22 protein-coding genes and 2 pseudogenes are annotated in these 25,510 nt (G+C 48.2%); 5 read left to right on the top strand and 19 right to left on the bottom strand.

The window, feature by feature from the left end; genetic code table 11:
- Nucleotides 1-166: 166 nt before the first annotated feature.
- On the bottom strand, nt 167-793 hold the full coding sequence (locus DW039_RS10810; protein WP_005836440.1) for a trimeric intracellular cation channel family protein: 627 nt from the start codon (nt 791-793) through the stop codon (nt 167-169).
- A 152-nt stretch (nt 794-945) separates the two neighbouring features.
- Here DW039_RS10810 and DW039_RS10805 point away from each other — a divergent pair, with 152 nt between their 5' ends.
- The 5 genes from DW039_RS10805 (at nt 946) to DW039_RS10785 (ending at nt 8,351) form a co-directional block, all read left to right on the top strand.
- Complete coding sequence (locus DW039_RS10805) at nt 946-2,040, top strand: UDP-N-acetyl glucosamine 2-epimerase (RefSeq protein ID WP_022401058.1); 1,095 nt, start codon at nt 946-948, stop codon at nt 2,038-2,040.
- 299 nt (nt 2,041-2,339) lie between these two features.
- Entirely contained in the window at nt 2,340-4,925 is a 2,586-nt protein-coding gene (locus DW039_RS10800) for a DUF5686 and carboxypeptidase-like regulatory domain-containing protein (protein ID WP_057253355.1), read from the top strand.
- 12 nt (nt 4,926-4,937) lie between these two features.
- Nucleotides 4,938-6,209: a replication-associated recombination protein A gene (locus DW039_RS10795; RefSeq protein ID WP_005828284.1), complete on the top strand. Its 1,272-nt coding sequence runs from the start codon at nt 4,938-4,940 to the stop codon at nt 6,207-6,209.
- Nucleotides 6,210-6,299: 90 nt separating this feature from the next.
- Nucleotides 6,300-7,256, top strand: coding sequence for a D-2-hydroxyacid dehydrogenase (locus DW039_RS10790; RefSeq protein ID WP_005828282.1), 957 nt, complete (start codon nt 6,300-6,302; stop codon nt 7,254-7,256).
- Between the two features lie 9 nt (nt 7,257-7,265).
- Nucleotides 7,266-8,351, top strand: coding sequence for an endonuclease/exonuclease/phosphatase family protein (locus DW039_RS10785; RefSeq protein WP_119979736.1), 1,086 nt, complete (start codon nt 7,266-7,268; stop codon nt 8,349-8,351).
- 261 nt (nt 8,352-8,612) lie between these two features.
- Here DW039_RS10785 and DW039_RS10780 read toward each other — a convergent pair whose 3' ends face one another.
- The 18 genes and pseudogenes from DW039_RS10780 to DW039_RS10700 all read right to left on the bottom strand — a co-directional run.
- The gene (locus DW039_RS10780; RefSeq protein WP_120381957.1) at nt 8,613-10,889 is read right to left on the bottom strand and encodes a PAS domain-containing sensor histidine kinase; all 2,277 of its coding nucleotides are present in this window, start codon (nt 10,887-10,889) and stop codon (nt 8,613-8,615) included.
- A gap of 192 nt (nt 10,890-11,081) precedes the next feature.
- Nucleotides 11,082-12,401 carry a Na+/H+ antiporter NhaA gene (gene nhaA, locus DW039_RS10775; RefSeq protein ID WP_005828276.1) on the bottom strand — a complete coding sequence of 440 codons (1,320 nt, stop codon included), beginning with the start codon at nt 12,399-12,401 and terminating at the stop codon, nt 11,082-11,084.
- Between the two features lie 39 nt (nt 12,402-12,440).
- Entirely contained in the window at nt 12,441-14,222 is a 1,782-nt protein-coding gene (lepA, locus tag DW039_RS10770) for a translation elongation factor 4 (RefSeq protein ID WP_005828274.1), read from the bottom strand.
- A 123-nt stretch (nt 14,223-14,345) separates the two neighbouring features.
- The gene (locus tag DW039_RS10765) at nt 14,346-14,546 is read right to left on the bottom strand and encodes a winged helix-turn-helix domain-containing protein (protein ID WP_005828272.1); all 201 of its coding nucleotides are present in this window, start codon (nt 14,544-14,546) and stop codon (nt 14,346-14,348) included.
- Nucleotides 14,547-14,697: 151 nt separating this feature from the next.
- Nucleotides 14,698-15,168: a C-GCAxxG-C-C family protein gene (locus tag DW039_RS10760; RefSeq protein ID WP_034532774.1), complete on the bottom strand. Its 471-nt coding sequence runs from the start codon at nt 15,166-15,168 to the stop codon at nt 14,698-14,700.
- A complete protein-coding gene (locus DW039_RS10755) occupies nt 15,168-15,932 on the bottom strand; it encodes an exodeoxyribonuclease III (protein ID WP_120381936.1) in 765 nt (254 codons plus the stop codon). Before DW039_RS10755 ends, DW039_RS10760 begins: the two co-directional genes overlap by 1 nt.
- A 29-nt stretch (nt 15,933-15,961) precedes the next feature.
- The gene (locus DW039_RS10750; RefSeq protein ID WP_057259189.1) at nt 15,962-17,227 is read right to left on the bottom strand and encodes an Nramp family divalent metal transporter; all 1,266 of its coding nucleotides are present in this window, start codon (nt 17,225-17,227) and stop codon (nt 15,962-15,964) included.
- Nucleotides 17,228-17,353: 126 nt separating this feature from the next.
- Nucleotides 17,354-17,599 carry a TIGR03905 family TSCPD domain-containing protein gene (locus DW039_RS10745; protein WP_005836420.1) on the bottom strand — a complete coding sequence of 82 codons (246 nt, stop codon included), beginning with the start codon at nt 17,597-17,599 and terminating at the stop codon, nt 17,354-17,356.
- Nucleotides 17,599-18,336, bottom strand: a complete 738-nt coding sequence (locus DW039_RS10740; protein ID WP_005828265.1) for a YebC/PmpR family DNA-binding transcriptional regulator — start codon at nt 18,334-18,336, stop codon at nt 17,599-17,601. Before DW039_RS10740 ends, DW039_RS10745 begins: the two co-directional genes overlap by 1 nt.
- 45 nt (nt 18,337-18,381) lie before the next feature.
- Complete coding sequence (pheT, locus tag DW039_RS10735; protein ID WP_120381935.1) at nt 18,382-20,844, bottom strand: phenylalanine--tRNA ligase subunit beta; 2,463 nt, start codon at nt 20,842-20,844, stop codon at nt 18,382-18,384.
- Nucleotides 20,845-20,997: 153 nt separating this feature from the next.
- Nucleotides 20,998-21,093, bottom strand: a complete 96-nt coding sequence (locus DW039_RS20920) for a smalltalk protein (RefSeq protein ID WP_005828262.1) — start codon at nt 21,091-21,093, stop codon at nt 20,998-21,000.
- 32 nt (nt 21,094-21,125) lie between these two features.
- Nucleotides 21,126-21,626: an HU family DNA-binding protein gene (locus DW039_RS10730; RefSeq protein ID WP_016273556.1), complete on the bottom strand. Its 501-nt coding sequence runs from the start codon at nt 21,624-21,626 to the stop codon at nt 21,126-21,128.
- A gap of 185 nt (nt 21,627-21,811) precedes the next feature.
- On the bottom strand, nt 21,812-22,222 hold the full coding sequence (locus DW039_RS10725) for a PIN domain-containing protein (RefSeq protein ID WP_035448267.1): 411 nt from the start codon (nt 22,220-22,222) through the stop codon (nt 21,812-21,814).
- Nucleotides 22,219-22,476 carry a hypothetical protein gene (locus tag DW039_RS10720; protein ID WP_035448265.1) on the bottom strand — a complete coding sequence of 86 codons (258 nt, stop codon included), beginning with the start codon at nt 22,474-22,476 and terminating at the stop codon, nt 22,219-22,221. Before DW039_RS10720 ends, DW039_RS10725 begins: the two co-directional genes overlap by 4 nt.
- A gap of 69 nt (nt 22,477-22,545) precedes the next feature.
- Nucleotides 22,546-22,884, bottom strand: a pseudogene (locus DW039_RS21260) (UDP-GlcNAc--UDP-phosphate GlcNAc-1-phosphate transferase); the annotation flags it as partial.
- 55 nt (nt 22,885-22,939) lie between these two features.
- A complete protein-coding gene (locus tag DW039_RS10710; RefSeq protein ID WP_120381934.1) occupies nt 22,940-24,190 on the bottom strand; it encodes a DegT/DnrJ/EryC1/StrS aminotransferase family protein in 1,251 nt (416 codons plus the stop codon).
- Nucleotides 24,191-24,296: 106 nt separating this feature from the next.
- Nucleotides 24,297-24,884 (bottom strand): MBL fold metallo-hydrolase, encoded by a 588-nt coding sequence (locus DW039_RS10705; RefSeq protein ID WP_118936621.1) that lies wholly within the window; start codon nt 24,882-24,884, stop codon nt 24,297-24,299.
- A gap of 1 nt (nt 24,885) precedes the next feature.
- Nucleotides 24,886-24,981, bottom strand: a pseudogene (locus DW039_RS10700) (sugar transferase); the annotation flags it as partial.
- Between the last annotated feature and the right edge of the window lie 529 nt (nt 24,982-25,510).

Genomic DNA, 25,510 nt, shown 5'->3' with positions numbered 1-25,510 from the left:
TCCCATCCTCCTTCCCCCTTATCAGGGGAACGAGGAATATGAAAGATTCCCCGACATTTCGGTTCCAAATGCCGGGGAATCTTATTTTTAACACCTGAAGTTCTTTTGCACATTGCCCGGAATTTCACCGGAAAATCCCTGAGATTCTCAGACAGCAGATAACGGACTACCCTTCCTGCTCCTCTTCATTGCCCGAAAGGATAGGCAGGCAAATCCTATACTTCACCGCCAGTATGCGGGTAACGAACACCGTCACACCGCCCACAATCTGACACACGAAAGACTCCATCCCCAGAAGATGGCACATCCAGTAGAAGGTTCCTCCCACCACACAAGCCATCGCATAAATCTCCTTCCGGAATATCAGCGGAATTTCGTTAATGAATACGTCACGTATCACACCTCCCGCAGCCCCGGTGATGCTGCCCATAATGATGGCCACCCAGAAGGGATAGCCCAGCGCGATGCTCTTGCCCACGCCGACCACCGTGAACAGTGCCAGGCCGATACTGTCGAATATGAAGAACGTATTGTGCAGATGGATGAGATGTTTACCGAAGAGGATGACCCACAACAAGGCCAGTCCGGTACAAATCAAGTAAATGGGATCCGTCATCCAGCCCGGGGTGACGTCCAGCAACAGGTCGCGTATCGTACCGCCGCCAATGGCCGTCACAAAACCCACCACATACGCTCCAAACCAGTCGAACCGCTTGGCCGAGGCCAGGCGTATGCCACTGATGGCAAAGGCAAATGTGCCAATGAAATCGAGTATCTGAACAAATGTTGGCATTATCACTTTGAGAATTAAAAATTAAAAATTATAAATTAAACATTGAATAAGTGTGTATTTTCAACAGACACTCTGAAAATAATAGGCAAAGTAACAAATAATTTCCCTAAGAAAACGTATTTTTGTCGTATCATTTTTCACCAACTACGACAATGAGAATAACAATCGTATCGGGCGCACGCCCCAACTTCATGAAAATAGCCCCCATCTGCCGCGCCATCGACGCCGCCAGAGAGGCAGGAAAGAACATCTCCTACCGCATCGTCTACACCGGTCCGCAGGATGACACCAGCCTGGATGCCTCGCTCTTCTCCGACCTTTCCATGAGGAAACCGGATGCCTACCTCGGTGTCACCGGACACAACCACTCGCAGGTGGCAGCCTCCATCATGCTCGCCTTCGAGCGGGAGTTGGACGGGCATCCGGCACAAGTCGTACTGGTGGTAGATGACATGACCGCCACCATGAGCTGCTCCATCGTCGCCAAGAAGCGCGGACTGAAGGTGGCGCACGTCATAGCCGGCACACGCTCTTTCGACATGAACATGCCCCGCGAGGTGAACCGCACCATCGTGGACGCCATTTCCGACTATCTCTTCACCGCCGGCATGGTGGCCAACCGCAACCTCAACCAGGAGGGCATGATACCCGAATATATCCACTACGTGGGCAACATACTGATTGACACCATCCGTTTCAACCGCCACCGCCTGGTGCAGCCCATGTGGTTCTCCAGCCTCGGCCTGCGGAAAGGGAACTACCTGCTGCTCACCCTCAACCGCCGCGACCTGCTGGAGAAGAAAGCCGTACTGCACTCCCTGCTCCAGACCGTCATCGAGAAGGCCGGCGGCATGCCTATCGTCGCCCCGCTACACCCCTACGTGCAAAAGGCGGTGAAGTCGCTGGAAGTGAATGCTCCCAACCTGCACATCCTGCCTCCGCAGAGTTACCTGCACTTCGGATTCCTCATCAACCAGGCACGGGGCATCGTCACCGACTCGGGAAACATCGCCGAAGAAGCTACCTTCCTCGACGTCCCCTGCATCACCCTCAATACCTATGCCGAGCATCCCGAAACCTGGCGCATCGGTACCAACGAGCTGGTAGGCGAAAATTCCTTCGCTCTCTCCGCCTCGCTCGACAAGCTGCTGCACGGAGAATGGAAGCACACCACCCTGCCCGACCGCTGGGACGGACGAACGGCGGAACGCATCGTACAGACACTACTGAACGGCAACAATTCATAATCCTCCATAAATTCTATCCCAAGCTTGCAAACGTCTATCCCAAACCTACGGACGCTTATCCCAAGCTTGGGTCTTTCTATCCCAAGGCTTGGGATAGAACTTTCTCCATACGTTGTGCAACTTTATCCTTTATATCCGGCAACTTTTCTATAAGGATTCTGTACGTTTTTTATCTGTATCCGGCAAACAAGACATACGACTTTCACGTTCATTTAACCATATCTCCCGTTTCTTTAGTCTATATTTGCTTCTTGATTAACCTTAATTTGTTAACTTTGCGCCCGAATTATCTGTAACTTATGAAGCAAAGATATACAATTTACGCCCTTTTCCTGCTGTCACTGTTCGTCTCCATCAGCGCATCCGCCCAGATAAAGGGTGTCATCACAGACTCCCTCACGAACGAACCGCTGATGTACATCACCGTACAGTATGAAGGGAAAGGTGTAGGCGGCATCTCCAACGCAAACGGTGAATACCAGGTGGAAACCCGCAAAGGCTGGGATGAGCTGACGTTCTCCGCCGTAGGCTATATCACCAAGAAAGTAAAACTGAAACCCGGCACCCGGGTGCTGAACGTCAAACTGCAATCGGATGACATCATGCTCTCCGAGGTCGTGGTGAAGCCCAAAAAGGAGAAATATTCCCGCAAGAACAACCCCGCCGTGGAGTTCATGAAGAAGGTCATCGAGAACAAGAAGGCGCTGAAACTGGAAGAGAACGACTACTACCAGTACCAGAAGTACGAAAAGATGAAGATGTCGCTCAACGACGTCACCCCTGACAAAATGGAGAAAGGCATCTACAAGAAATTCTCCTTCTTCAAAGACCAGGTGGAGGTATCACCCAAGACCAACAAAATGATTCTACCCATCTCCATCAAGGAGACGGCCAGCAAGACCATTTTCCGTAAAAACCCCAAGAGCGAAAAGACCATCATCGAAGGTATGAACTCCACCGGTATCGAAGAGTTCTTCAACACCGGAGACATGCTGGGGACCATCCTTACGGACGTATTCTCCGACATCAACATCTACGACGACGACATCCGCCTGCTGCAACGCCGCTTCGTCAGCCCCATCGGCCGCGGAGCTATCAGCTTCTACAAATACTACTTGATGGACACGCTCATGGTGGATAGGCAGGAGTGCGTGCATCTGACTTTCGTTCCCCAGAACCCGCAGGACTTCGGTTTCACGGGGCACCTCTACGTGGTGAAGGACTCCACCTATGCCGTGAAGAAATGTACCATGAACCTGCCCAAGAAGACGGGTGTCAACTTCGTGGAAAACCTCGACATCGTGCAGCAGTTCGAACAACTGCCCGACGGAAACTGGGTGCTGACCGATGACGACATGACCGTGGAACTGCACTTTGTGAAAGGCATCCAAGGCCTGGAAGTACAGCGGACCACCAAGTACAGCGACTATCAGTTCACAGAGATAGAACCCCGCCTCTTCCGCCTGAAAGGAAATGTCATCAAGGAGGCGAACATGCTTGCCAAGAGCGACGAGTATTGGGCGAAAGTGCGCCAAGTGCCTCTCACCAAGAAGGAGAGCACGATGGACGTATTCATGAACCGCATCGAACAGATTCCCGGCTTCAAGTACGTCATCTTCGGAGCGAAAGCCTTGATTGAGAACTTCGTGGAAACGGGCAGCAAGAAGCATCCCAGTAAGTTCGACTTCGGTCCTATCAATACAATGATAACCAGCAACTACGTCAACGGCACCCGTTTCCGTCTGAGCGGTATGACAACCGGTAACCTCGACCCGCATTGGAGCCTGAGCGGTTACGGCGCCTACGGAACCAAGGACAAGAAATGGTTCTACTCCGGGCAGGTGGCCTACTCCTTCAACAAACGCGAATACGTATTGTGGGAGTTCCCGAAGCACTACATCGCCTTCAAGTACACCTACGACGTGATGTCTCCCATGGACAAGTACCTCGCCACGGACAAGGACAACTTATTTGTCGGCTGGAAATGGACCACGGTAGACCAGATGTCCTACATGCGCGATGCCACGCTGACCTACGAGCTGGAAACCAATACCGGCTTCTCCGTACAGGCCATGGCACGCCACCGCAACGACCAGCCTGCGGGGCAACTGCAATACTGGAAGAACAACGGAGAAACACCCGGACAGTGGGATGAAAAGAATACGCTGGTGCACGACATCACCACTACCGAGCTGGGTGTGACCCTGCGTTACGCTCCCGGCGAAACCTTCGTCAACACCAAACAGCGCCGCGTGCCCGTATCGTTGGATGCGCCCACCTTCACCCTCTCCCACACCGCCGGATTCAAGGGTGTGCTGGGTGGAGAGTACAACTTCAACCTGACGGAAGCCAGCATCCGGAAGCGCTTCTGGCTCGGCTCGTGGGGCAAGCTGGACGTAACGGCACGTGCCGGTGCGCAATGGAACACCGTTCCCTTCCCCCTGCTGAACCTACCGATGGCAAACCTCTCGTACATCACGCAGAACAACGAGTCCTTCAACCTCATCAACAACATGGAGTTCCTGAACGACCGTTACGCCTCCCTCAACCTAAGCTACGACATGAACGGAAAACTCTTCAACCGCATCCCGCTCATCAAGAAGCTGAAGTGGCGCGAGATGTTCCGCATCCGTGGTCTGTGGGGCACGCTGACGGACAAGAACAACCCATACAAGAGCAACAATCCCGACTTGTTCCTCTTCCCCATGCGCGACGGTGTACCCACCAGCCACGTCATGGGCAAGACTCCCTATGTGGAAGCCAGTGTAGGTATCTACAATATCTTCAAGCTGCTCCACATAGAATATGTACGCCGACTGACCTATACGGATATACCGGGAGTGAAGAAGGGCGGTATACGCTTCATGATATTAATGATTTTTTAAGAGTTACATACTATGCAACCATTAGCAGAACGGCTTAGACCAAGAACATTAGATGAATATATCGGTCAGAAACATTTAGTGGGACCGGGTGCAGTGCTGCGTAAGATGATTGATGCAGGACGTATCTCTTCGTTTATCTTATGGGGCCCTCCGGGAGTGGGAAAGACAACCCTGGCACAGATTATCGCCAACAAGCTGGAAACCCCTTTCTATACACTTAGTGCCGTGACCAGCGGTGTGAAGGATGTACGCGACGTGATAGAGCGTGCCAAGAGCAACCGCTTCTTCTCGCAAGCCAGTCCCATCCTCTTCATCGACGAGATACACCGTTTCAGCAAGTCGCAGCAAGACTCGCTGTTGGGAGCCGTGGAGCAAGGCACCGTGACGCTGATAGGCGCCACCACGGAGAACCCTTCGTTCGAGGTCATCCGCCCGCTACTATCCCGCTGCCAGCTCTATACCCTGAAGTCACTGGAGAAGGACGACCTGCTGGAACTGCTGCAACGCGCCATCACCACGGACACCGTGCTGAAGGAACGGAAAATAGAACTGAAAGAAACCACTGCCATGCTCCGCTTCAGCGGAGGAGACGCCCGCAAGCTGCTCAACATCCTCGAACTGGTGATAGATTCCGAAGCCACCGACCCTGTCCTCATCACGGATGACATGGTGACCGAACGCCTTCAACAGAACCCTCTTGCCTACGACAAGGACGGCGAGATGCACTACGACATCATCTCCGCTTTCATCAAATCCATTCGCGGCAGCGACCCGGATGGCGCCATCTACTGGCTGGCACGCATGGTAGAAGGCGGTGAGGACCCTGCCTTCATAGCTCGCCGCCTCGTCATCTCCGCTTCCGAAGACATCGGACTGGCCAACCCCAACGCGCTGCTACTTGCCAACGCCTGCTTCGACACGTTGATGAAAGTGGGATGGCCCGAAGGACGTATCCCCCTGGCAGAAGCCACCATATACCTTGCCACCAGCCCCAAGAGTAATTCAGCCTATATGGCCATCAACAATGCCCTGGAACTGGTACGCGAAACGGGCAACCTCCCCGTCCCCCTGCACCTGCGCAATGCGCCCACCAAGCTGATGAAGCAGTTGGGCTACGGCGAGAAGTACAAGTACGCCCACGACTACCCCGGCAACTTCGTCAAGCAGCAATTCCTGCCCGACGAATTGAAAGACCGCCGTATCTGGGAGCCACAACTCAACCCTGCCGAGCAGAAGCACAAGGAACGGATGCAGCAACTCTGGGGAGAGGAAAAGAAATGGTAAACTATCAATTAAAATTAAAAATTAAAAGTTAGAGATTAAAAGTCGGATACAGAAAATCCCCACAACAAATAACTTATAACTCATAACTCCATGAATATAGTAGTATTAGACGGCTATGCCGCCAACCCCGGTGACCTTTGCTGGGACGAATTGCAAGCCTTGGGCGAGTGCACCATCTACGACCGCACCGCCCCTGCGGAAGTATTGGAACGCGCCGCTGGTGCAGAAATCCTGCTGACCAACAAAACCGTGCTCACCGCCGAGCACATGGCGGCACTGCCCGAACTGAAATACATCGGTGTGCTGGCTACCGGATACAACATCGTAGACACCGCCGCTGCCAAAGAACGCGGCATCATTGTCACCAATATTCCCGCCTACAGCACCGACTCCGTTGCCCAGATGGTCTTTGCCCATATTCTGAACATCACCCAGCAAGTGCAACACCACTCTGAAGAGGTGCACCGGGGCCGCTGGACAGCAAGCAAGGACTTCTGCTTCTGGGACACGCCTCTCATCGAACTGCGCGAAAAGAAGCTTGGAATCGTAGGCCTGGGCCACACCGGCTTCACCACCGCCCGCATCGCCATCGGCTTCGGTATGAAGGTATGTGCCTACACCTCCAAGACCAACTTCCAGCTTCCTCCCGAAATCCGCAAGATGGAGCTGGACGAGTTGTTCCGCGAATGTGACATCATCAGTCTGCACTGTCCCCTCACCGACTCCACCCGCGAGATGGTGAATGCAGAACGGCTTCGGTTGATGAAGCCCACCGCCATTCTCATCAATACCGGACGCGGCCCTCTCATCAACGAACAAGACCTTGCCAATGCACTTAACAACGGTACCATCTATGCCGCCGGCGTAGACGTACTCTCGCAAGAACCTCCCCGTGCCGACAATCCGTTGCTCTCCGCCCGCAACTGCTACATCACTCCGCACATTGCCTGGGCAAGCACCGCCGCGCGCGAACGCCTCATGCAGATTATGCTCGAGAACATCAAGGCCTACCAAGACGGCAAGCCGGTGAACGTAGTGAATAAATAAGCAAACAACATGGGAAAATCCGCCGTAAAAGGTCTGTTCTACATCTGTCTGATAGCAGCGACATTCGTCTTGGCCACCATCACCATAATGGCAGCCTTCTCAGGAAATGTAGCTCCGGTCGATTCCGTCATCATGCCATTACTGGGGCTGGCAGTGCCCGTACTCCTGATTGTCAATCTGATAACGGCACTCTGCTGGGCATTGGCCCGTAAGCGCTGGGCACTGGTTCCGCTGGTGGCATTCTTCTGCAACTGGGGATATCTGACGTCTGTCTTCCAGCTCCACCTGCCGAAAGACAAGACCCCGGCAGGCAAGTATCTGAAGATAGCCACCTACAACATACACAACTTTGGAGGTGAGATTACCGGTTATTCCTGCAAGGAGATAGCCCGGTACATGCAGCAGGAGGGCGTGGATGTGCTGTGCTTCCAGGAGTTCGGAGACAACAGTGACTTCCCCACAGACAGCATACGGCGCGTACTCTCGCATTGGTCACACGCGCTCATCCCTTCTGAAGACTCCGTCAAGGGCGTACTGCCTATCGCCGTATTCAGCCGCTATCCATTGGCGAACCACCGTTTCATCACTTACCAGCACAGCTCCAACTGTAGCATGATGTGCGATGTAGTGATGGGTACGGATACCATACGTCTGATAAACAACCACCTGCAGACCACCAGCGTTAGCCAGAAGCGCAGGAAGTGGGAACGCGAGCTGGCCACCGACGACACCCGCCGCGAAGTCCAGGCAGCCAAAGATGCCGCAGGCACCCTGCACGAAAACTTCATGAAGCGGGCCACGCAGACTTACGTCATCAGCCACTACGCCAAGACCAGCCCCTATCCCGTGCTGCTATGCGGCGACTTCAACTCAATACCTTCCTCCTACACCTACCATCATTTGAGGAAAACCCTCAAAGACGGATTCCGCACTGCCGGAAACGGATACATGTACACCTACCGCTATGCCAAACGCATGTTGCGTATTGACTACATCTTCCACTCCCCCAGCCTGAAGGGTATTGCATACTACTCTCCGGACCTGGATTTGTGCAGCGACCACAATCCAGTGATTATGGAGGTTGAAATACAATAAAGTAAAGAAAGCCAAAAACAATAAGGGTTGTCCCGGAAATCCCGTACCAGCAGCACCGTCAGTATGCCCCCACTTTCTTTAACATAATCTCTTTTAAATTAGCTCCTTAAAACGTTATATGTCTCAAAATAAAGGCAATAGTACGCAAAATTATATATAAAGCCATTACATTACGATTACAAATTTTAAGAACTTGCATGGTCTTTTTCATTGAAAGGAGGGAGAAGGAAGATGAAGGGAGGCAGAGGGAGTTATCAGGATTTATTCAATACAAGGCAGTACCACTGTGAAACGGCTTCCACGGCCTTCCTCGGACTGGAGTTCGATGCGTCCTCCCATCTTTTCGACAATGAGCACACAGATGGACAAGCCCAGCCCGACGCCTTGGGAAAACTCGCTGCGCTTGTAGAAACGCTCGAAAATCATCTTCTGCTCGCTGTGCGGAATGCCTATGCCGGTGTCTTCCACATAAAGATGTACCTCGCTCATGCCGGACGGACAGCAATACCCCAGCCGGATGCTGCCTCCTTTCGTAAACTTGTTGGCATTGTTCAGGAAGTTGGTGAGTACCTGTGTCAGTCGCATGGGATCTACATTCACCTGCACATCTTCGGGAGGGAAATCCTTGAGGAACTGCAACGGCGGCCGGATAAGCAGGCTATGCGTCTGATAGACGTCATCGAGCAGCCGGCGCACACTCTCCCGCTGAAAGGTGAACGAGAGATTACCCGACTCGATGCGCGACAGTTCCAGCACATCGCCCACCAGTTTCAGCAGCAGTTTGGTATTGGTGTTGATAATGTCCACAAACTCCTGCCGCTCTTCGTCGGAGAACTCCGGCTCGTTAGCCAGCATGTCCGAGAAGCCGACAATGGCATTAAGCGGAGTGCGGATTTCATGGCTCATGTTGTTGAGGAACGACTGTTTCAGCTCGGCCTGCTCCGCCAGCTCGCGGGATTCTATCAGCTCCTGCTCGTGGTCTTTCAGTTCCTGGATATTCTGCAGCAATCCGGCTATGATGGGTGCGTGTCCGGGGGTGTGGATGGTATTGTAGCTGAACTCCCACCACTGGAACTCACCGGTGAAGTTACAGCGATACTGCCCCTTGTGGTGCGTGCGTTCATGCCTTGCCGCTATGTTCTTGCGGAAGGCGGGTAAGTCGTCGGGATGGATGTAGGGAGTGATTTCATCGAGCAGAAGACTGCCGGGGCGATGATGAATAAGCTCGCAAAACTGCGAGTCGCAGGACACGGAATCTCCCTCCAGTCGCCAGGCGTAGGTAGAATTTCCTTCGATGGCCAGGCAGAGGGTCTCATGCTCGTAGAGGAGGTTTCGCAATGCCTCACGCTTGCGCCTGCGTTCGCGCAGCAGGCTGAAGGAGAGCAAGACTATCACCGTCAGCACGAAGACTGCGCCCAAGATGGAACCGATAAGTATAGGATAGCGGTAGCGCTCCGAAAAAGGGATATACATCACAGTGTACTCTGCCGGAATGCTCTCGAGCGGGATGCCATACTTCTGCAGCACATGCCAGTTCAGCACGTACTGCTTGGCGCATTCCGTCACCTGCTGCCGGGGCATCCGCCCTTCGAGGCGTTCCTTGATACCGGTCGCCATGTATCTTATCTGGCTTTCCAGTGGAGTGAAATATCCTCCCAGCAAGTAGTCGGCAAAGCCGAAGCCCTCGTTGATGGTCTGAAACGTGGGATTGTCGAAGAGCATGCCCACACGCTTGGTGGTATAGTCTCGCTTGGTGTAGAGCAGCAACGTATTGTCGCCGCGTCCCAGCCACATCAGATGGCGTATCGCTATGGAGTCGCTCGTCATGCGCACAATCTTCGTGGTGTCCAGCAACACGTCTATGTTCTGCCGTTTCAGTATAGGGCTGATAGTCTCCCTCTCGCGCACACGGTGATAGGAGGAACCGGCAAAGTAAGCACCCTCGGTAGAGGTCACGATGGCGAACCCCTGCCCACGACACTGCTCATTCAACGCATGCCATATCTTGCGGTCCAGAAACACTTGTCCGTTCATCAGGCAGATGCGCGACTTTCCCATGATACTCTCTATCATGCGTATGGTACGCAAGTAATCGGGCGTGTCGGCATAGCCCGTGATGTTGGGGTATTGCAGGAGCAGAGATATGTTGGGATAGTTCACACCGCTGAACACAACGGGTATTTCATGCGCCAACGGGTGTCTGCATGCCATCAGCGCATAGGCAGCCTGGTCGTCGAGCACGGCTATCAACTCGGCTCCCCAGGCAGAGAGGTCGTCCACGAAACCGGCCATACGGAGGTTTTCTGCCTCCTCCATGTAGCGGTCGCAGTCCAGATAGTATTCGCGTACATCGCAGTCCAAGCCGAGAAGGCTGAACTCTTTTTGCAACAGTTCCAGAGCCTTCGCAGCAGGCGGATAGCCCGGCTCGAAAGAGTGTATCAGCGCAATACGCCGTGTCTCCGCATGGGCAGGGTGTGCACACACGAGGCAGAGAGAAAGAATCAATATGTATCCGGCAACTGCCTTTATGTGCTTCATATCCGGAAGGTCCTTTTCGACTTGTATCAGCAAAGATACGAATGTTTTTTAAGAATAATGGACTATTTCTTCTGTTTCTGTAACAAAGAATACGTTTTCTTAAATCATTGACACATCCCAACTTATCTTTCAGAGGATTTACCGAATATCCCTAAAGAACCGATTCTTCGTCCAGTATTCCAAAGTGGAGATCTATTTGTTCTTAACCTTCGGCAACACCGCATTCAGTACCATATATCCCAACATACCGGCAACAATCGTTCCCAGCAATACACCAAACTTCGCCTGGTTCAGCAGATCCGGATATTCTCCTGCAAAAGAAAGGTTGGCAATAAATAAAGATACCGTAAAGCCAATACCCCCCAACAAGGATACTCCGGCAACACTTCTCCAATTCATTCCCGGAGGCATTGAGGACAAACCACTCTTGACCGCCAGCCAGGTAAACAGAAAAATACCGATAAACTTGCCAAGAAGCAATCCTGCAGCCACCGCTATACTAACAGCTCCAACAACGCCACCGCCTCCACTGAACACCACACCGGCATTGGCAAAGGCAAAGAGCGGCAGTATCACAAAGTTTACCGCACCATGCAAATTGTCTTCCAGGGATTGCAAAGGACTAATTACATGATCAGAAGCGCGCTCCACTTGTTTTAGAGTGGCAATCTGCTCATTGGTCAATATAATATTATCTGATTTGGTAACCGGAAAATCACCGATAATGTCGCGGATGCGTTTAATGTATTTCCCGGCATCCAAACGGGGACGGGCCGGTATTACAAAGGCCAGTATCACTCCGGAAATAGTGCTGTGAATGCCCGACTGAAGGAACAAATACCAAATAATTACCCCGATAAGCAGGAAGAATATCTTCTGTGTCATACCGAATTTCCCCATATAGTAAAGGAAGAAATAAAGGACAGCAGCTACAATAAGATATCCGTATGCCACTTCGGAACTATAGAAAATGGCAATAACCAGAATGCCGCCAATATCATCGACCACTGCAAATGCCGTCAGGAAAATTTTCAGACTCAAAGGCACCCGTTTACCCAGCAGACTGAGTACACCCAATGAAAAAGCAATATCCGTAGCCATCGGTATAGCCATACCGCGCGTTTCCGGAGTACCCTGAACGACCAAAAGTGAATAGACAATGACCGGCACCAGCATACCGCCACATGCCGCTACAAAGGGTAAAGAGGCCTTACGAAAGGAAGAAAGTTCACCCACCAGCAGTTCCCGCTTTATCTCCAACCCCACAGCCAGAAAGAAAACAGTCATCAAGCAGTCGTTTATAAACTCAATCATTTTCAACGGATGACCGCCATGGGAGAACAAATTAAAGTCTCCGATGCGCAGATGCAGTTCCTGCAAAAGAAAGCCCTGATACAACGGAGCCATCGGCGAATTAGCAATAACGGCCGCCAAAATAGCCATCAAAAACAGCAAGATGCTCGCCGCTATATTCAGCGACGAGAAGTTTTTCACAGTACGTAAAATAATCATAAAGAAGTATATTTGATTTAAGATTTCATCCTTTTGACATCAATCCAGCTTCAAGACTGCCAGGAACGCTTTCTGAGGTACCTCCACATTACCAATCTGTTTCATACGCTTCTTACCTCTCTTCTGTTTCTCAAGCAATTTTCGTTTACGGCTCACGTCACCTCCATAACATTTGGCCGTTACGTCCTTACGCACAGCCTTAATCGTTTCCCGGGAAATAATCTTGGCACCGATAGCAGCCTGAATGGCGATATCGAACTGCTGTCTCGGAATCAGGTCTTTCAACTTCTCGCACATCCGGCGTCCCAATTCGTAGGCATTGTCAAAGTGTGTCAAGGTAGAAAGAGCATCCACCGGCTCACCGTTCAGCAAAATATCCAGCTTCACCAGTTTGGAAGGACGAAAACCGTTGGGATGATAGTCAAAAGAGGCATATCCCTTAGAGATACTCTTCAATTTATCATAGAAATCGATAACTATTTCGCCAAGAGGCATATCATAGTATATTTCTACACGGTTACCTGAAATATATTCCTGCTTCACCAGCTCGCCACGCTTGCCCAGACAAAGAGTCATGATAGGGCCGATGTAATCAGTGGTGGTAATCACCGAGGCACGGATATAGGGCTCCTCAATACGGTCTATCATAGTAGGGTCGGGCATGCTGCCGGGGTTATGCACTTCAGTCATATTTCCCTGCTTGTCATAGATATTGTAGGAAACGTTGGGCACGGTGGTGATAACGTTCATGTCAAATTCACGGTCAAGGCGTTCCTGCACAATCTCCATATGGAGCAGCCCAAGGAAACCGCAACGGAAACCAAAGCCCAAAGCTAATGAAGACTCAGGCTGGAAAGTCAGCGAAGCATCATTCAACTGCAACTTCTCCAAAGAAGAACGCAAGTCCTCGAAATCTTCTGCCTCGATGGGGTACACACCGGCAAAAACCATCGGCTTCACCTCCTCAAAACCGGCGATGGCCTCTTCGCAAGGACGGGCAATATGCGTAATCGTATCACCTACTTTCACTTCCTTAGAGGTTTTGATACCCGAGATGATATAGCCCACATCCCCCGTACGCAACTCCGGACGTGGCATCATTTCCATTTTGAGCACTCCGATTTCATCCGCATCATATTCCTTGCCTGTATTGAAGAATTTCACTTTATCCCCTTTACGAATCACACCGTTCACTATCTTGAAATATGCAATGATACCACGGAAAGAATTGAAGACAGAATCGAAAATCAACGCCTGCAACGGAGCTTCCTCGTCACCCTCCGGATGAGGGATACGCTCAATGACCGCAGCCAGAATCTCTTCCACTCCCATGCCTGTTTTGCCGGAAGCACGGATAATCTCATCACGCTTGCAGCCCAACAGTTCAACGATTTCGTCCTCCACTTCCTCGGGCATGGCGCTTGCCATGTCACATTTGTTGATGACGGGGATAATCTCCAAATCATGCTCAATCGCCATATAGAGGTTTGAAATGGTCTGCGCCTGCACTCCTTGCGAAGCATCTACAATAAGCAAGGCTCCTTCACAAGCGGCGATGGAACGTGACACCTCGTACGAGAAGTCCACGTGTCCCGGAGTGTCTATCAAGTTCAGAATATACTTTTCACCTTTATAGGTATACTCCATTTGTATGGCATGGCTCTTGATGGTGATACCTCTTTCCTTCTCAAGGTCCATGTCATCCAGCATCTGTCCGTTAGTTACTTGTATAGTATTGGTAAATTCCAGCAGACGGTCTGCCAAGGTTGATTTACCGTGGTCGATATGGGCAATAATGCAAAAATTTCGTATATTCTTCATTGTCAATAACTATCTATTAATGGGTGCGCAAAGATAGTGAAAACAGAGCAAATAAAAAAAATGCGTTGATAACATATTCATGTACCAACGCATCTTTTTATAACATTCCAATCAATTCCTCGCTTAGTTCAGCTTTACAAACAATTCGCCTTCCACTTCAGAAGTAGAAACCTTGTCTTCTCTTAACAACCAGCCCAATCCCAGGAAGAAGTCCTTGTCGATCAGTTTAGTTGCTTTCTTGATTTGCTTGTGAGTCAAGCCATCTGTGCCATTCAGTGCAGTCCAAATCTGTCCTGCAACATTACCAGCTTTTTCTTTTAACATTTCTATTTGCTTTTAGTTAAACGTTATCCTCATCTCCAAAGATAGAGATGTCGGTGTTTTTATATCGCTGCAAAGATAGGTATATTTATGTTATACAACACGTTATTAGGCACTTTTTTTTCTTACTAAGGAGTAAAAAAGTTCTTTTTTCTTACTTTGAGGACGTTTTTTCCAGGTATTCGGTCCAAATTTGGGCAGCTACCTCTACCATCCTGGCACACGGGCGTTTAGCATAATACTGCTCGGTACGGGCTTCCGGAACGGACGAACCTTCCGGTTTTCTCAACCCCAACAATTCAGCACATATCAAAGAGCCATTTCGTTTCTTGAATTCAGCAGCCAGCTCCTGCACCAACGCATAGTTTGCCGCCTTACCTTCACGGTCCTTGCCTTCCACAGCTCCTTTTTCCAATCCGGCCAATAGGAACATGCCGCATGCAGCACCGCATGTCTGCCTCATACGACCTATGCCACCACCAAAAGAGGCGGACATCCGGAAAGCCTGCTCTTCTGTAAAGCCATACATATCTGCAAAAGCTCCCACTACCGATTGCGAACAGTTATAGCCACTCTTGAAAAGCTCCACAGCTTTTTCGATTCTGTCTTTTGTTTCCATCATCATTATTCTGTAATTTCCAACAACATCGGACAATGGTCCGAATGAACAACGTCACCCAATATTCTCGCCTCCTTCAACATCGGGCGCACCGGTTCACTCACCATGCAATAATCAATGCGCCACCCTTTGTTCTTGGCACGTGAATTAAAGCGATAGCTCCACCACGTATATTCCTGCTTGTCGGGATGAAGCCAACGGAAGGAATCTATGAATCCCGCATTGAGAAAGCGCGTCATCCACTCCCGCTCTTCAGGCAGGAAGCCACTGTTGGTGGCATTCCTGATAGGGTCGTGAATGTCTATTGCCTCATGGCAGATATTATAATCGCCGCAAAGAATGAGTTTAGGACGCGTACGTTCCAGCTCCAATACATATTCCTGGAATTTCTCCAACCAGACCATCTTGAAGGCCTGGCGTTCGTCACCGCTGGTACCGGAAGGATGATAAACACTCACAACGGACACATCACCGAAGTCGGCACGGATAAAGCGCCCTTCGTTATCATATTCTTCAATGCCCATGCCGTACTCCACATGGTCCGGTTCTTGCTTGCTCAAAATAGCGACTCCGCTATACCCCTTCTTCTGTGCAGAATATAGGTAATGCTTATACCCCAAAGCATCCAGCGCCTCTGCCGGATACTGTTCCAGTTGCAGCTTTGTTTCCTGCAAACAAAGCACATCCGGCTGCTCTTGTGCCAGCCACTCGGGAAAACCTTTTGTCACGGCAGCCCGTAGCCCATTTACGTTATATGTAATAATCTTCATACTTATTTGATTTCTTAGAAATGAATTATTCAAGATGTCAACTCGGATACCAGCAGCATGATATTCAGCACAGTGACCACCGCAGCAATGGCATAAAGTACAAATGTACTCCATTTGCTGTTTACATACTGCCCCATCACTTTGCGTGAAGAAGTCAGTCCCACTTGCAGGAAAACCGTAAACGGCAGCTGGATGCTCAGTATCATCTGTGAAATCAGCAGTCCTTTGAACGGGTCTCCGATAAAGAAAATCAGCAGCAGTGCAATACCCAATGACAGAATCACACCCACCTGCGAGTGACTGTCTTTGATATGATAGGATTCTCCGAAAATACCGGCAAAGATAGAACCTGCCGCCATACCGCTGGTTATCGTGGAAGATATACCCGCCATCAGTAATGCCAATGCAAAAACCACGGCAGCACTGTTCCCCAGCAACGGCTCCAGCAAGGATTTGGCCTGCTGCAACTCTTCCACCTGAATACCGCTTTTAAAGAAAGTTGCCGCAGCCAGCAGTATCATGGCACTGTTGATAGCCCATCCCACAATCATAGAGAACAGCGTGTCGAACAATTCATATTTCAACACCTTGCGGATGGACGCATCATCTTTCTTATTATATTCATGGCTCTGTATCACTTCCGAGTGCAGAAACAGATTATGCGGCATCACCACCGCACCGAGCACACTCATGATAATCAGCATGCTCCCATGCGGGAACGAAGGTGTCACCCACCCTTGTGCGGCCAGCGGCCAATCTATCTTCACCAGAAACAGCTCATAGATAAAGGAGAGCCCGATGACCGAAACAAAAGCAATGATGGAACGTTCTATCTTCTTGTAGGAATTAGTGAAAAGCATGACGACTACAAATACGGTAGTCAAGACAGAGCCCCATATGATGGGAATGTCAAACAGCATCTGCAAAGCGATGGCACCTCCCAATATCTCTGCCAGCGAAGTCGAGATGGAAGCCAGCACTGCTGTACCCAATATGGGACGCGACACCCAGGAAGGAGTATATTTGGTAGCGGCTTCGGACAAGCACAAGCCGGTTACAATGCCAAGATGCGCCACATTATGCTGCAATACAATCAGCATGATAGTGGATAAAGTCACGACCCACAGCAATGAATAGCCAAATTCAGACCCTGCCGCAAAATTAGATGCCCAGTTCCCCGGGTCAATAAAGCCCACAGTCACCAGCAGTCCGGGACCTATATATTTAAAAACGTCCAGACCGCCCAGATAGCGTTTGTGGTCTCTCCGTTTCAAGTCTTTAAAAATATTCTTCATTGTGTCTGTTCAATTAAGAGCGTAAAAATACTCAAATAATAACAAATACCTCCATGTTAGGTTCAAAAAAAGCCCCTGGCATCTTTCAATGTCAGGGGCTCTCATCCATTCTTTCAGGCAGTAGGCTCAATACCCCATCTCGTGCAATGCCTTGCACAATTGGTCGGGGCAGGAAGTGGAACGTCTTCCGCAGCGAATTCCTTCCAAACGGGCAATCACCGCATCTACCGGCATGCCTTTCACCAAACGTGAAAGTCCTTGCAGGTTTCCATTACATCCACCCCAAAATGCCACTTCTTTCACAATACCATCTTCCACATTCAGTTCGATGTTACTGCTACACGTACCTTGCGTCTTGTATGTATATGTCATTATTCTCCGCCTTCTTCCGGTTTCATGTTAGTATAAACCGTCTGTACATCATCAAACTCTTCGAGACGCTCTATCATTTTGTCGATGGTTTCGCGTTGCTCGGGAGTCACATCCTTCATATCGTTCGGGATATAGGTAAACTCACCGCCGACATCTTCAAAACCGCACTCTTCCAAATGTTTCTGGATAGCTGCATAGCTTTTCGGATCACCATAAATAGTGATAGTACCTTCTTCTTCATCCTCTTCGTAGTCTTCCTCTACGTCATAGTCTATCAAGTCAAGAATGAGTTCCTCCATATCGATACCGTCTTTCTTCTTGAAAGTGAACACACACTTGTGGTCAAACAAGAAAGCCAGTGAACCCATTGTTCCCAAGTTACCGCCGAACTTGTTGAACACGGAACGCACATCGGCTACTGTACGGGTAGTGTTATCGGTCAGTGTATCCACAAAAACAGCTACACCGTGAGGACCGTATCCTTCATAAGTCATACCCTTATAGTCGCTCTGGTCCTTACCCATCGCATTCTTGATAGCACGTTCAATATTATCCTTCGGCATGTTTTCACGCTTACAAGTAGCGATAACCGAACGCAGTGTCGGGTTGTTTTCCGGCTCCGGACCGCCGGCCTTCACCGCAATAGCAATTTGTTTACCCAGTCTTGTAAAGGTCTTTGCCATGTGACCCCATCTTTTCAATTTGGCAGCTTTTCTATATTCAAACGCTCTTCCCATTGGAACTGTATTTTAAATTATGAATTATAAATTCTGAATAATGAATCAACGCAGCTTGGCATTCAATTTGTCCTCCAGGTTCTTCACTAGTTTGGACATAATCTTGTCAATCTGCTTATCGTTCAACGTGGCATTCTCATCCTGCAGCAGGAAGCTCACCGCGTAACTCTTCTTACCGGCTTCCAGATTCTTACCCTCGTAAACGTCGAAGAGAGAAACCTCCTTCAGCAGCTTTTTCTCCGTCTCGTAGGCAATCTTCTCAATTTCCGCAAACTGCACTTTCTTGTCGAGCAGTAATGCCAAGTCGCGTTTCACGGCAGGGAACTTGGAGATTTCCGTATAGCTCACCTTCACATTGCGGATGGCCTTCAACAATTCTTTCCAGTTGAAATCGGCATAGTAAACCTCGTTGTCAATATCGAATGCCTTCAGCAGCTTCTTTGTTACAATACCGAAAGTAGCCAACCGCTTTCCCCCCCTTGTCTGTACGGATAAACCGGCAGCATAGATGTCATCAGTCAGATTGCCGACAACCAAATCATGCATGTGCAGCCCCAATCTGGCAAAGACATTCTCAACGTATGCCTTCAGCTCATATACCGAGCTGTTCTCATCCGGATGAGCCCATGAGTTGGTCACCCTCTTGCCAGTCACCCACAAACCAAGATGATAGTCTTCGGAATAAGCGGCAAGCACTTTCTCCGGATTCTTCTTTTCTTCGTTGAAGTGATAACAATTACCGAATTCAAAGAATTTCAGGTCTGCATTCTTACGGTTGGCGTTGTGCGAGATGCTTTCCAATCCACCGAAAAGCAGTGTCTGACGCATGGCATTCAAGTCTGCACTCAACGGATTCAGCAACATTACCAGATTCTTCGACGGATAAGACTCCAAGTTGTCATAGTAAGCGGCACGCGTCAACGAGTTGTTCAGAATCTCATTGAAACCACAGCCCACCAGCTGCTCGGCAACCAGGTTTTGCAGTTTGTTGGATTTATCATATTCACCCTTGGTAGTCAGACAAGACTTCAAGGTAGTCGGAATCTCCACATTATTATATCCGTAGATACGCAGAATATCCTCTATTACATCGCAATCGCGCTGCACGTCCACACGGTAAGGAGGAACATCCAGTGTAAGCCCTTCGGCTGTCTCGTCTACAATCTTCATTTCCAGACTTGTCACGATGCTCTTGATGGTATCCACCGGAATAACTTTACCAATCAGTGAGTTCACCTTCTCATAGGCAAGTTCCACACGGAAATCCTTGGCAGGAGCGGCGCACACATCTTTTATTTCAGAAGAAATGGTACCTCCGGCAAGTTCCTTTACCATCAAAGCAGCCAGCTTCAGGCAGTAAATAGTGGCATTCGGGTCAATACCTCTTTCAAAACGGAAAGAAGCATCTGTGTTCAATCCATGACGACGGGCTGTCTTGCGCACCCATGTGGGATGGAAGTAAGCACTTTCAAGGAACACATCCTTGGTGGTTTCCGTAGAACCGGAATCCAGACCGCCGAATACACCGGCAATACACATCGCCTCTTCCTTGTTGCAAATCATCAAGTCGCGTTCGTTCAATTTACGCTCCACGCCATCAAGAGTTACAAACGGAGTACCTTCCGGCATGGTCTTTACAATCACCTCACTGCCTTTAATCTTATCTGCATCGAAGCAGTGCAACGGCTGGCCGAAAGCATGGACGATATAGTTGGTAATATCCACCACATTATTGATAGGACGCAGGCCGATAATACGCAACTTGTTCTGCAACCATTCGGGGCTTTCTTTCACTGTAACCCCTTTCACCGTAACGCCGGCATATCGGGGACATGCCTCGCTGTTCTCTACAGTTACTTTAATATCCAAGTCGTGATTTTCTACCGCAAAAGCGTCTATCAAAGGTTTCTTTAAAGTAGCCGGTTTACCGTTCTGTATCAAGTAGGCATACAAGTCGCGTGCCACCCCATAATGTGAGCAAGCATCGGCACGGTTGGGAGTGATGTCCACTTCCAGTACGTAATCGCTCTTGATGTTATAGTAGTCCTTGGCAAGCGTACCCGGAACAGCTGTCTCCGGCAGTACGATGATGCCTGCGTGGTCCGTACCGATACCGATTTCATCCTCAGCACAAATCATGCCGACAGATTCCACGCCACGAAGTTTTGATTTCTTGATGGTAAAGCATTCGTCACCGTCATACAGTTTTGTACCCAACGTGGCTACTACCACTTTCTGTCCGGCAGCTACATTCGGAGCGCCGCATACAATCTGCACGGGTTCACCTTGTCCCAGGTTCACCGTAGTGACGTGCATATGGTCTGAGTTAGGATGAGCTTCGCATGTCAGCACTTCGCCGATGACCAGTCCTTCCAGTCCGCCTTTAATGGTTTGCACCTCTTCCACACTTCCCGTTTCCAGTCCGATGGAGGTCAGTGCCGCAGCAACTTCATCCGGTGTCAAATCGAAATCGACATACTCTTTCAACCAATTATAAGAGATATTCATATCATTACATTTTTATTGTTTCCAAAAGTGACCTGCAAAGGTAATAAGATTTTTTGGTTGGCAGGGAATTATAAATGAAGAAAATAACAAAAAGGCGATGAAGTGCTTTTCCTTCACCGCCTTTCCCCTAATATTACTACATGAATCTACAATTTATACATTCATTGCATTGGCGCCTAAAGCTCCCAATATGGCGGAAGCAACAGCTATCACTACCTTCAAAATTTTGTCCCAAACGTTCTTTTTCATAGTCTTAATCTTTCAAAATTAGTAAATACATCTTATCCTAACGGGTTCTCTCCCTGGTCACCGTCGGAACCGCCACCGGAATTACCACCATCACCGGCATCATCCTTACCGTCAGTCACCACTCCCGTCCATTTCTCAAACTCCACACCCTGGAGCAGGGCACGCGTAGTGCCGATAGCAGCCGGGCGCGTGTATTCCGGAGTAAACTGGCAGCGTAGAGCAGTCACCTGATTGGGATTCACGTCTTCAGATTTTGCCACTCCCTTACCTCGCGTACGGGCCTTCATGGTGAATGTGCCCAGGCCATCCAGACGCACCGTACGGCTGTTCAGCAACTGGCTCCTCATTACCGTCATCAGGTTACGGATTACATTATGTACGTCACCCGGAGTCAGGGAAGACTTCTCGGCAATCACCTCAGCCAATTGTTGTGCATCTACGGCTCTTCCCACTTTCTTCAAACTCAGATGCCAAAGTTTGGCACCCTCTTTCGTCGCCAGAGACGACTGTCTTGCATAATAAAATAAAGGCATACTTTCTTTCTCCTTTTTACATTTTTAATTCAACATGGTTTTTCATCTCGTTTTGTTGTTCAACAATGCAAAGGTGAGGATATATTTGCCTGTAAACAAAGAAAACAGCCTCGCTGAAGCTGTTTTCTGAGATAAGTTCATAAAGTATTGATTTACAAGTTATCAGTTCAAGTAAGCCAACTTAATCAAGATATGCTTTCAAGAAAAGATTTAGGAGACGTAATACTTATTTGTGAAAAATAAAAATCCTTTTCATTCCTTGTCACAATAACATCAGCTTGTATATTGGCTGCAGAAAAATATTGCAATGCATCTTCAAAGTCAGTAGCTTGTAACATTAGAGCCGATTCAACATTATCAGCTGTCAAACTAACAACAGAAAAGAATGTCTTCAGTTTATTTAAAGCATTATATAGTGCTATTCCTTTAAATTTCTTTCTAAGAATATATGCAATATTTGCCATAGTCAATGATGACAAAAACAAAGAACATTTCTGCTCTTTTTGACACAACAGAATAGTGGCAGCATCTTGACATCCGTCTCTTTCCAATAACAAGTCTATTAAGACATTTGTATCAATAAAAGCTTTTATCATTTGTTCAATAGATAATTAAGACGTTCATCTTCTGCATCTTCTATCCCCGAAGCTATACCTATTAATTCCTGAATATCCTTGGGCAACACAAAATCATTTTTCTCAGTCTTCACTTTTCCAACATGTACATGCCGCCTACTGCCATTATTTAATAAACTTTCCGACAGTTTATTTATAATGCGCAATTTCATCTCATCACTTAGTGACAATAATTTATCCAAATAATTATCTGACAAATTAATAGAAGTATCCATATTACTTTCTCCTTTCAATGACAAAGATAATATTAATTCCTACAATCATCAAGAAAAGGAAAGCTTATTTCAAATTGATTGATGTAATCCAAAATACCTCTTCATGAAACAGACATAAATAAGACTTAACAAGAGGATGGTACATAGCAGATACCAGTAACCTGAATCCAAACACATTATATATCCTACGATGATGATTGCCTGTACTGCCATATAGGTCAAAGATACTATGACATGGGGAATCTTCAGCTCATTCGCCATAATCTGATAAGATGTTTGCGATGCGGTAGTCCGATATTCTCATGAAGCATCAGGCGGTGAATATTTGGCACGCTTGCAGAAATTGAAGAAGCAGAAGACTAGAACGGAACAGACAACGGTATAGATGAAATCCGCATTGACAAACGTATTGGCAACCGACAGCGTTGTCAAGGTCGTAGTTAAAAAGCTGTATTTTCATCTATTATTTTACTATGGCCTCTTTTATACACTCCACGATATAATATACATCTTCATCAGTCACCCACGGCCCGGCAGGAAGGCACATACCAATTTTAAAAATAGCTTCGGATACCCCATTGATATAAGCCGGAGCATCCTTATAGACCGGCTGCTTGTGCATCGGTTTCCAAACCGGACGTGCCTCTATTTTTTTGCCAAGCATAAAAGCACGCAAAGCCTCCACATTCTCGTTGGGCTGGCAATCTGTTGTAGCACAATCTACGGCATGAATCACACCTGCAGCACCACCTACGGCAGTCCTGATAACATCCTTATAAGCATTTTCCTGCCCTTTGATGCGAAGTGAAGAGTCCAGAGTGATTGTACAAAGCCAGAAATTAGAGTCATAATCAGCCGAAGGAGCTTCATGCAGCAATACCCCCTCCACATCCTTAAGCAGTTCCTTATAGAGAGCCTGCACATGTCGGTGATGTGCAATATGCTTATCGGCAACGGTCATTTGACCACGACCAATACCTGCACATATATTGCTCATGCGATAGTTATACCCTATCGCCTCGTGCTGGTAATAAGGATAAGCCTCACGAGCCTGCGTGGCATACCACATGATTTGATTCTTGCTTTCGGCATCTTTACAAATCAACGCACCACCGCCACTGGTAGTAATCATCTTGTTACCGTTAAAGCTCAGCACCCCGAACTTGCCAAACGTCCCCAGTACCTGTCCCTTAAAACGGGAGCCAAAACCTTCGGCAGCATCTTCCACCACTGGAATAGTATACCTATCGGCTATCTCCATGATACGTGTACAGTCATAGGGCATGCCGTACAATGCCACAGGAACAATAGCTTTTGGCTTTTTTCCAGTCTTGGCAATGCGGTCCTTGATGGCTTCTTCCAACAGTTCCGGAGACATGTTCCAAGTTTCTTTCTCAGAATCCACAAATACCGGAACAGCCCCCAGATAAGTGACCGGATGCGAAGACGCACAGAATGTGAAGCTTTGTACAATCACTTCGTCACCCTGTCCCACTCCACAAGCCAACAGAGCCAAATGTACTGCCGCCGTACCGGCCGAAAGTGCCACCACTTCCTTACCTTCGCCTACAAAACGTTTCAAATCCTCTTCAAAAGCATTCACATTAGGACCAAGAGGAACCACCCAGTTCGTATCGAAGGCTTCTTTTACATATTTCTGTTCAATACCCTCCTCGCTCATATGGGCAAGGCAGAGATAAATAGTTTTATCCATAAATATATATGTGATTATTTAATGATCAGACTCCGGATTCCTCACATAGTGGGGAATAAAAAGAAAGGAAACGGCTTTATAAATCCTTTCCAGATATCGGAATAATTTACTCATAAATGTTTCCATGACCGGGATACAGACTGCAATCCTTTGTTAATTCCATGATACGTTCTTTCGAGATCCGTGCATCTTCCCTATCGCTATTAGGGAATGAGGCAATGACTTTAACACCCGGGATATATGAATCACCCGAGAAAACATTGTTCTCGACTTTATAGGTAAGGCAGCTTTTATCATGTCCGGGAGTTTCAAACACTTCCACGAAAATTCCCGGAAATATTTCCACTTTATCATTCTCATGTAAAACCGTCACATTATCTCCCATCCATATTACAGGATCATTGTGATAACGGGAAAAATTAAGTTTATCCGAACCTAAAGCCTCCTTGCCGAAAGAGGAAGTGTAAACTGTGCAATCAGGATACAATCGTAATAAATCTTTTATACCATAAATATGGTCGTAATGAGTATGAGTCAGAAACAAGGCTTGTACCGTTCCGCACTTTTCCTGAACACACTGCTTTATAGGAGCAATATCCCCAATATCTATCAATACATGCCTATCTTTCCCCTCAACAGACAGTATATAAGCATTGGAGGTGAAAACAGAATTGACAATCTGATGGATGTTCATTTCAGTTATGACCGTTGAAAGCCTCAGTGGTAGCATTACCTTCCTTATTGATCCCTTCCCTAACGAACACTTTCTTTATGGTCAGTAAAATAATTCTCCATAAAACAAGACCTCCATTTGATACTAAAGTAAAGAACTTTCAAAGAGCCTCTTTTTATTTAATAACTCTAAATTGAATATTTACTTCGCTTAATTTCAAACCGTAGGCGATAAATCTATGTAGCAAGAATAGATAGGCTTCGGTAAATGCCTGCTACTCTGCACTGCTCATAGAGAACTTGATGAAAGTTGAAGGTATCCTTATCCGCACATCGCTGATGAGAATATTCTTCTCAACAATGATGCTAATAGATGTCACTATATACCTAAAAGTTGGAACAATCTCTCAAAGATACCCACTCCATTTAAAATTCCATCGTCAATTATCCTGTCTACCGAAGCCACCACAACATATTTGGAACTTTCGTCAAAGGTGAAGAGCTTCTTCATAACCCTTCACATCTTTTCGCTACATATTAACAAACAAAGCACTTCACATGCGACATTACTTCTCCAGCACATTTACATTCCAACTGTAAGCACTCAATTTAGGGCATCCCCCTTCGAAAGGGCACTTTTCAGTGCCC

This window comes from Bacteroides sp. AF39-16AC (assembly GCF_003602735.1).
In the GTDB taxonomy this organism is placed as follows: Bacteria; Bacteroidota; Bacteroidia; order Bacteroidales; family Bacteroidaceae; genus Bacteroides; species Bacteroides uniformis.
Note: the sequence above shows the minus strand (reverse complement) of the source record. Positions and strands in the feature narration are given on the sequence as shown.

What these genes read in the sequence shown, in the direction of transcription:
- DW039_RS10810 (WP_005836440.1), bottom strand. Translation starts at nt 793, where the DNA reads ATGCCAACATTTGTTCAGATACTCGATTTCATTGGCACATTTGCCTTT.
- DW039_RS10805 (WP_022401058.1), top strand. Translation starts at nt 946, where the DNA reads ATGAGAATAACAATCGTATCGGGCGCACGCCCCAACTTCATGAAAATA.
- DW039_RS10800 (WP_057253355.1), top strand. Translation starts at nt 2,340, where the DNA reads ATGAAGCAAAGATATACAATTTACGCCCTTTTCCTGCTGTCACTGTTC.
- DW039_RS10795 (WP_005828284.1), top strand. Translation starts at nt 4,938, where the DNA reads ATGCAACCATTAGCAGAACGGCTTAGACCAAGAACATTAGATGAATAT.
- DW039_RS10790 (WP_005828282.1), top strand. Translation starts at nt 6,300, where the DNA reads ATGAATATAGTAGTATTAGACGGCTATGCCGCCAACCCCGGTGACCTT.
- DW039_RS10785 (WP_119979736.1), top strand. Translation starts at nt 7,266, where the DNA reads ATGGGAAAATCCGCCGTAAAAGGTCTGTTCTACATCTGTCTGATAGCA.
- DW039_RS10780 (WP_120381957.1), bottom strand. Translation starts at nt 10,889, where the DNA reads ATGAAGCACATAAAGGCAGTTGCCGGATACATATTGATTCTTTCTCTC.
- nhaA (WP_005828276.1), bottom strand. Translation starts at nt 12,401, where the DNA reads ATGATTATTTTACGTACTGTGAAAAACTTCTCGTCGCTGAATATAGCG.
- lepA (WP_005828274.1), bottom strand. Translation starts at nt 14,222, where the DNA reads ATGAAGAATATACGAAATTTTTGCATTATTGCCCATATCGACCACGGT.
- DW039_RS10765 (WP_005828272.1), bottom strand. Translation starts at nt 14,546, where the DNA reads ATGTTAAAAGAAAAAGCTGGTAATGTTGCAGGACAGATTTGGACTGCA.
- DW039_RS10760 (WP_034532774.1), bottom strand. Translation starts at nt 15,168, where the DNA reads ATGATGATGGAAACAAAAGACAGAATCGAAAAAGCTGTGGAGCTTTTC.
- DW039_RS10755 (WP_120381936.1), bottom strand. Translation starts at nt 15,932, where the DNA reads ATGAAGATTATTACATATAACGTAAATGGGCTACGGGCTGCCGTGACA.
- DW039_RS10750 (WP_057259189.1), bottom strand. Translation starts at nt 17,227, where the DNA reads ATGAAGAATATTTTTAAAGACTTGAAACGGAGAGACCACAAACGCTAT.
- DW039_RS10745 (WP_005836420.1), bottom strand. Translation starts at nt 17,599, where the DNA reads ATGACATATACATACAAGACGCAAGGTACGTGTAGCAGTAACATCGAA.
- DW039_RS10740 (WP_005828265.1), bottom strand. Translation starts at nt 18,336, where the DNA reads ATGGGAAGAGCGTTTGAATATAGAAAAGCTGCCAAATTGAAAAGATGG.
- pheT (WP_120381935.1), bottom strand. Translation starts at nt 20,844, where the DNA reads ATGAATATCTCTTATAATTGGTTGAAAGAGTATGTCGATTTCGATTTG.
- DW039_RS20920 (WP_005828262.1), bottom strand. Translation starts at nt 21,093, where the DNA reads ATGAAAAAGAACGTTTGGGACAAAATTTTGAAGGTAGTGATAGCTGTT.
- DW039_RS10730 (WP_016273556.1), bottom strand. Translation starts at nt 21,626, where the DNA reads ATGCCTTTATTTTATTATGCAAGACAGTCGTCTCTGGCGACGAAAGAG.
- DW039_RS10725 (WP_035448267.1), bottom strand. Translation starts at nt 22,222, where the DNA reads ATGATAAAAGCTTTTATTGATACAAATGTCTTAATAGACTTGTTATTG.
- DW039_RS10720 (WP_035448265.1), bottom strand. Translation starts at nt 22,476, where the DNA reads ATGGATACTTCTATTAATTTGTCAGATAATTATTTGGATAAATTATTG.
- DW039_RS10710 (WP_120381934.1), bottom strand. Translation starts at nt 24,190, where the DNA reads ATGGATAAAACTATTTATCTCTGCCTTGCCCATATGAGCGAGGAGGGT.
- DW039_RS10705 (WP_118936621.1), bottom strand. Translation starts at nt 24,884, where the DNA reads ATGAACATCCATCAGATTGTCAATTCTGTTTTCACCTCCAATGCTTAT.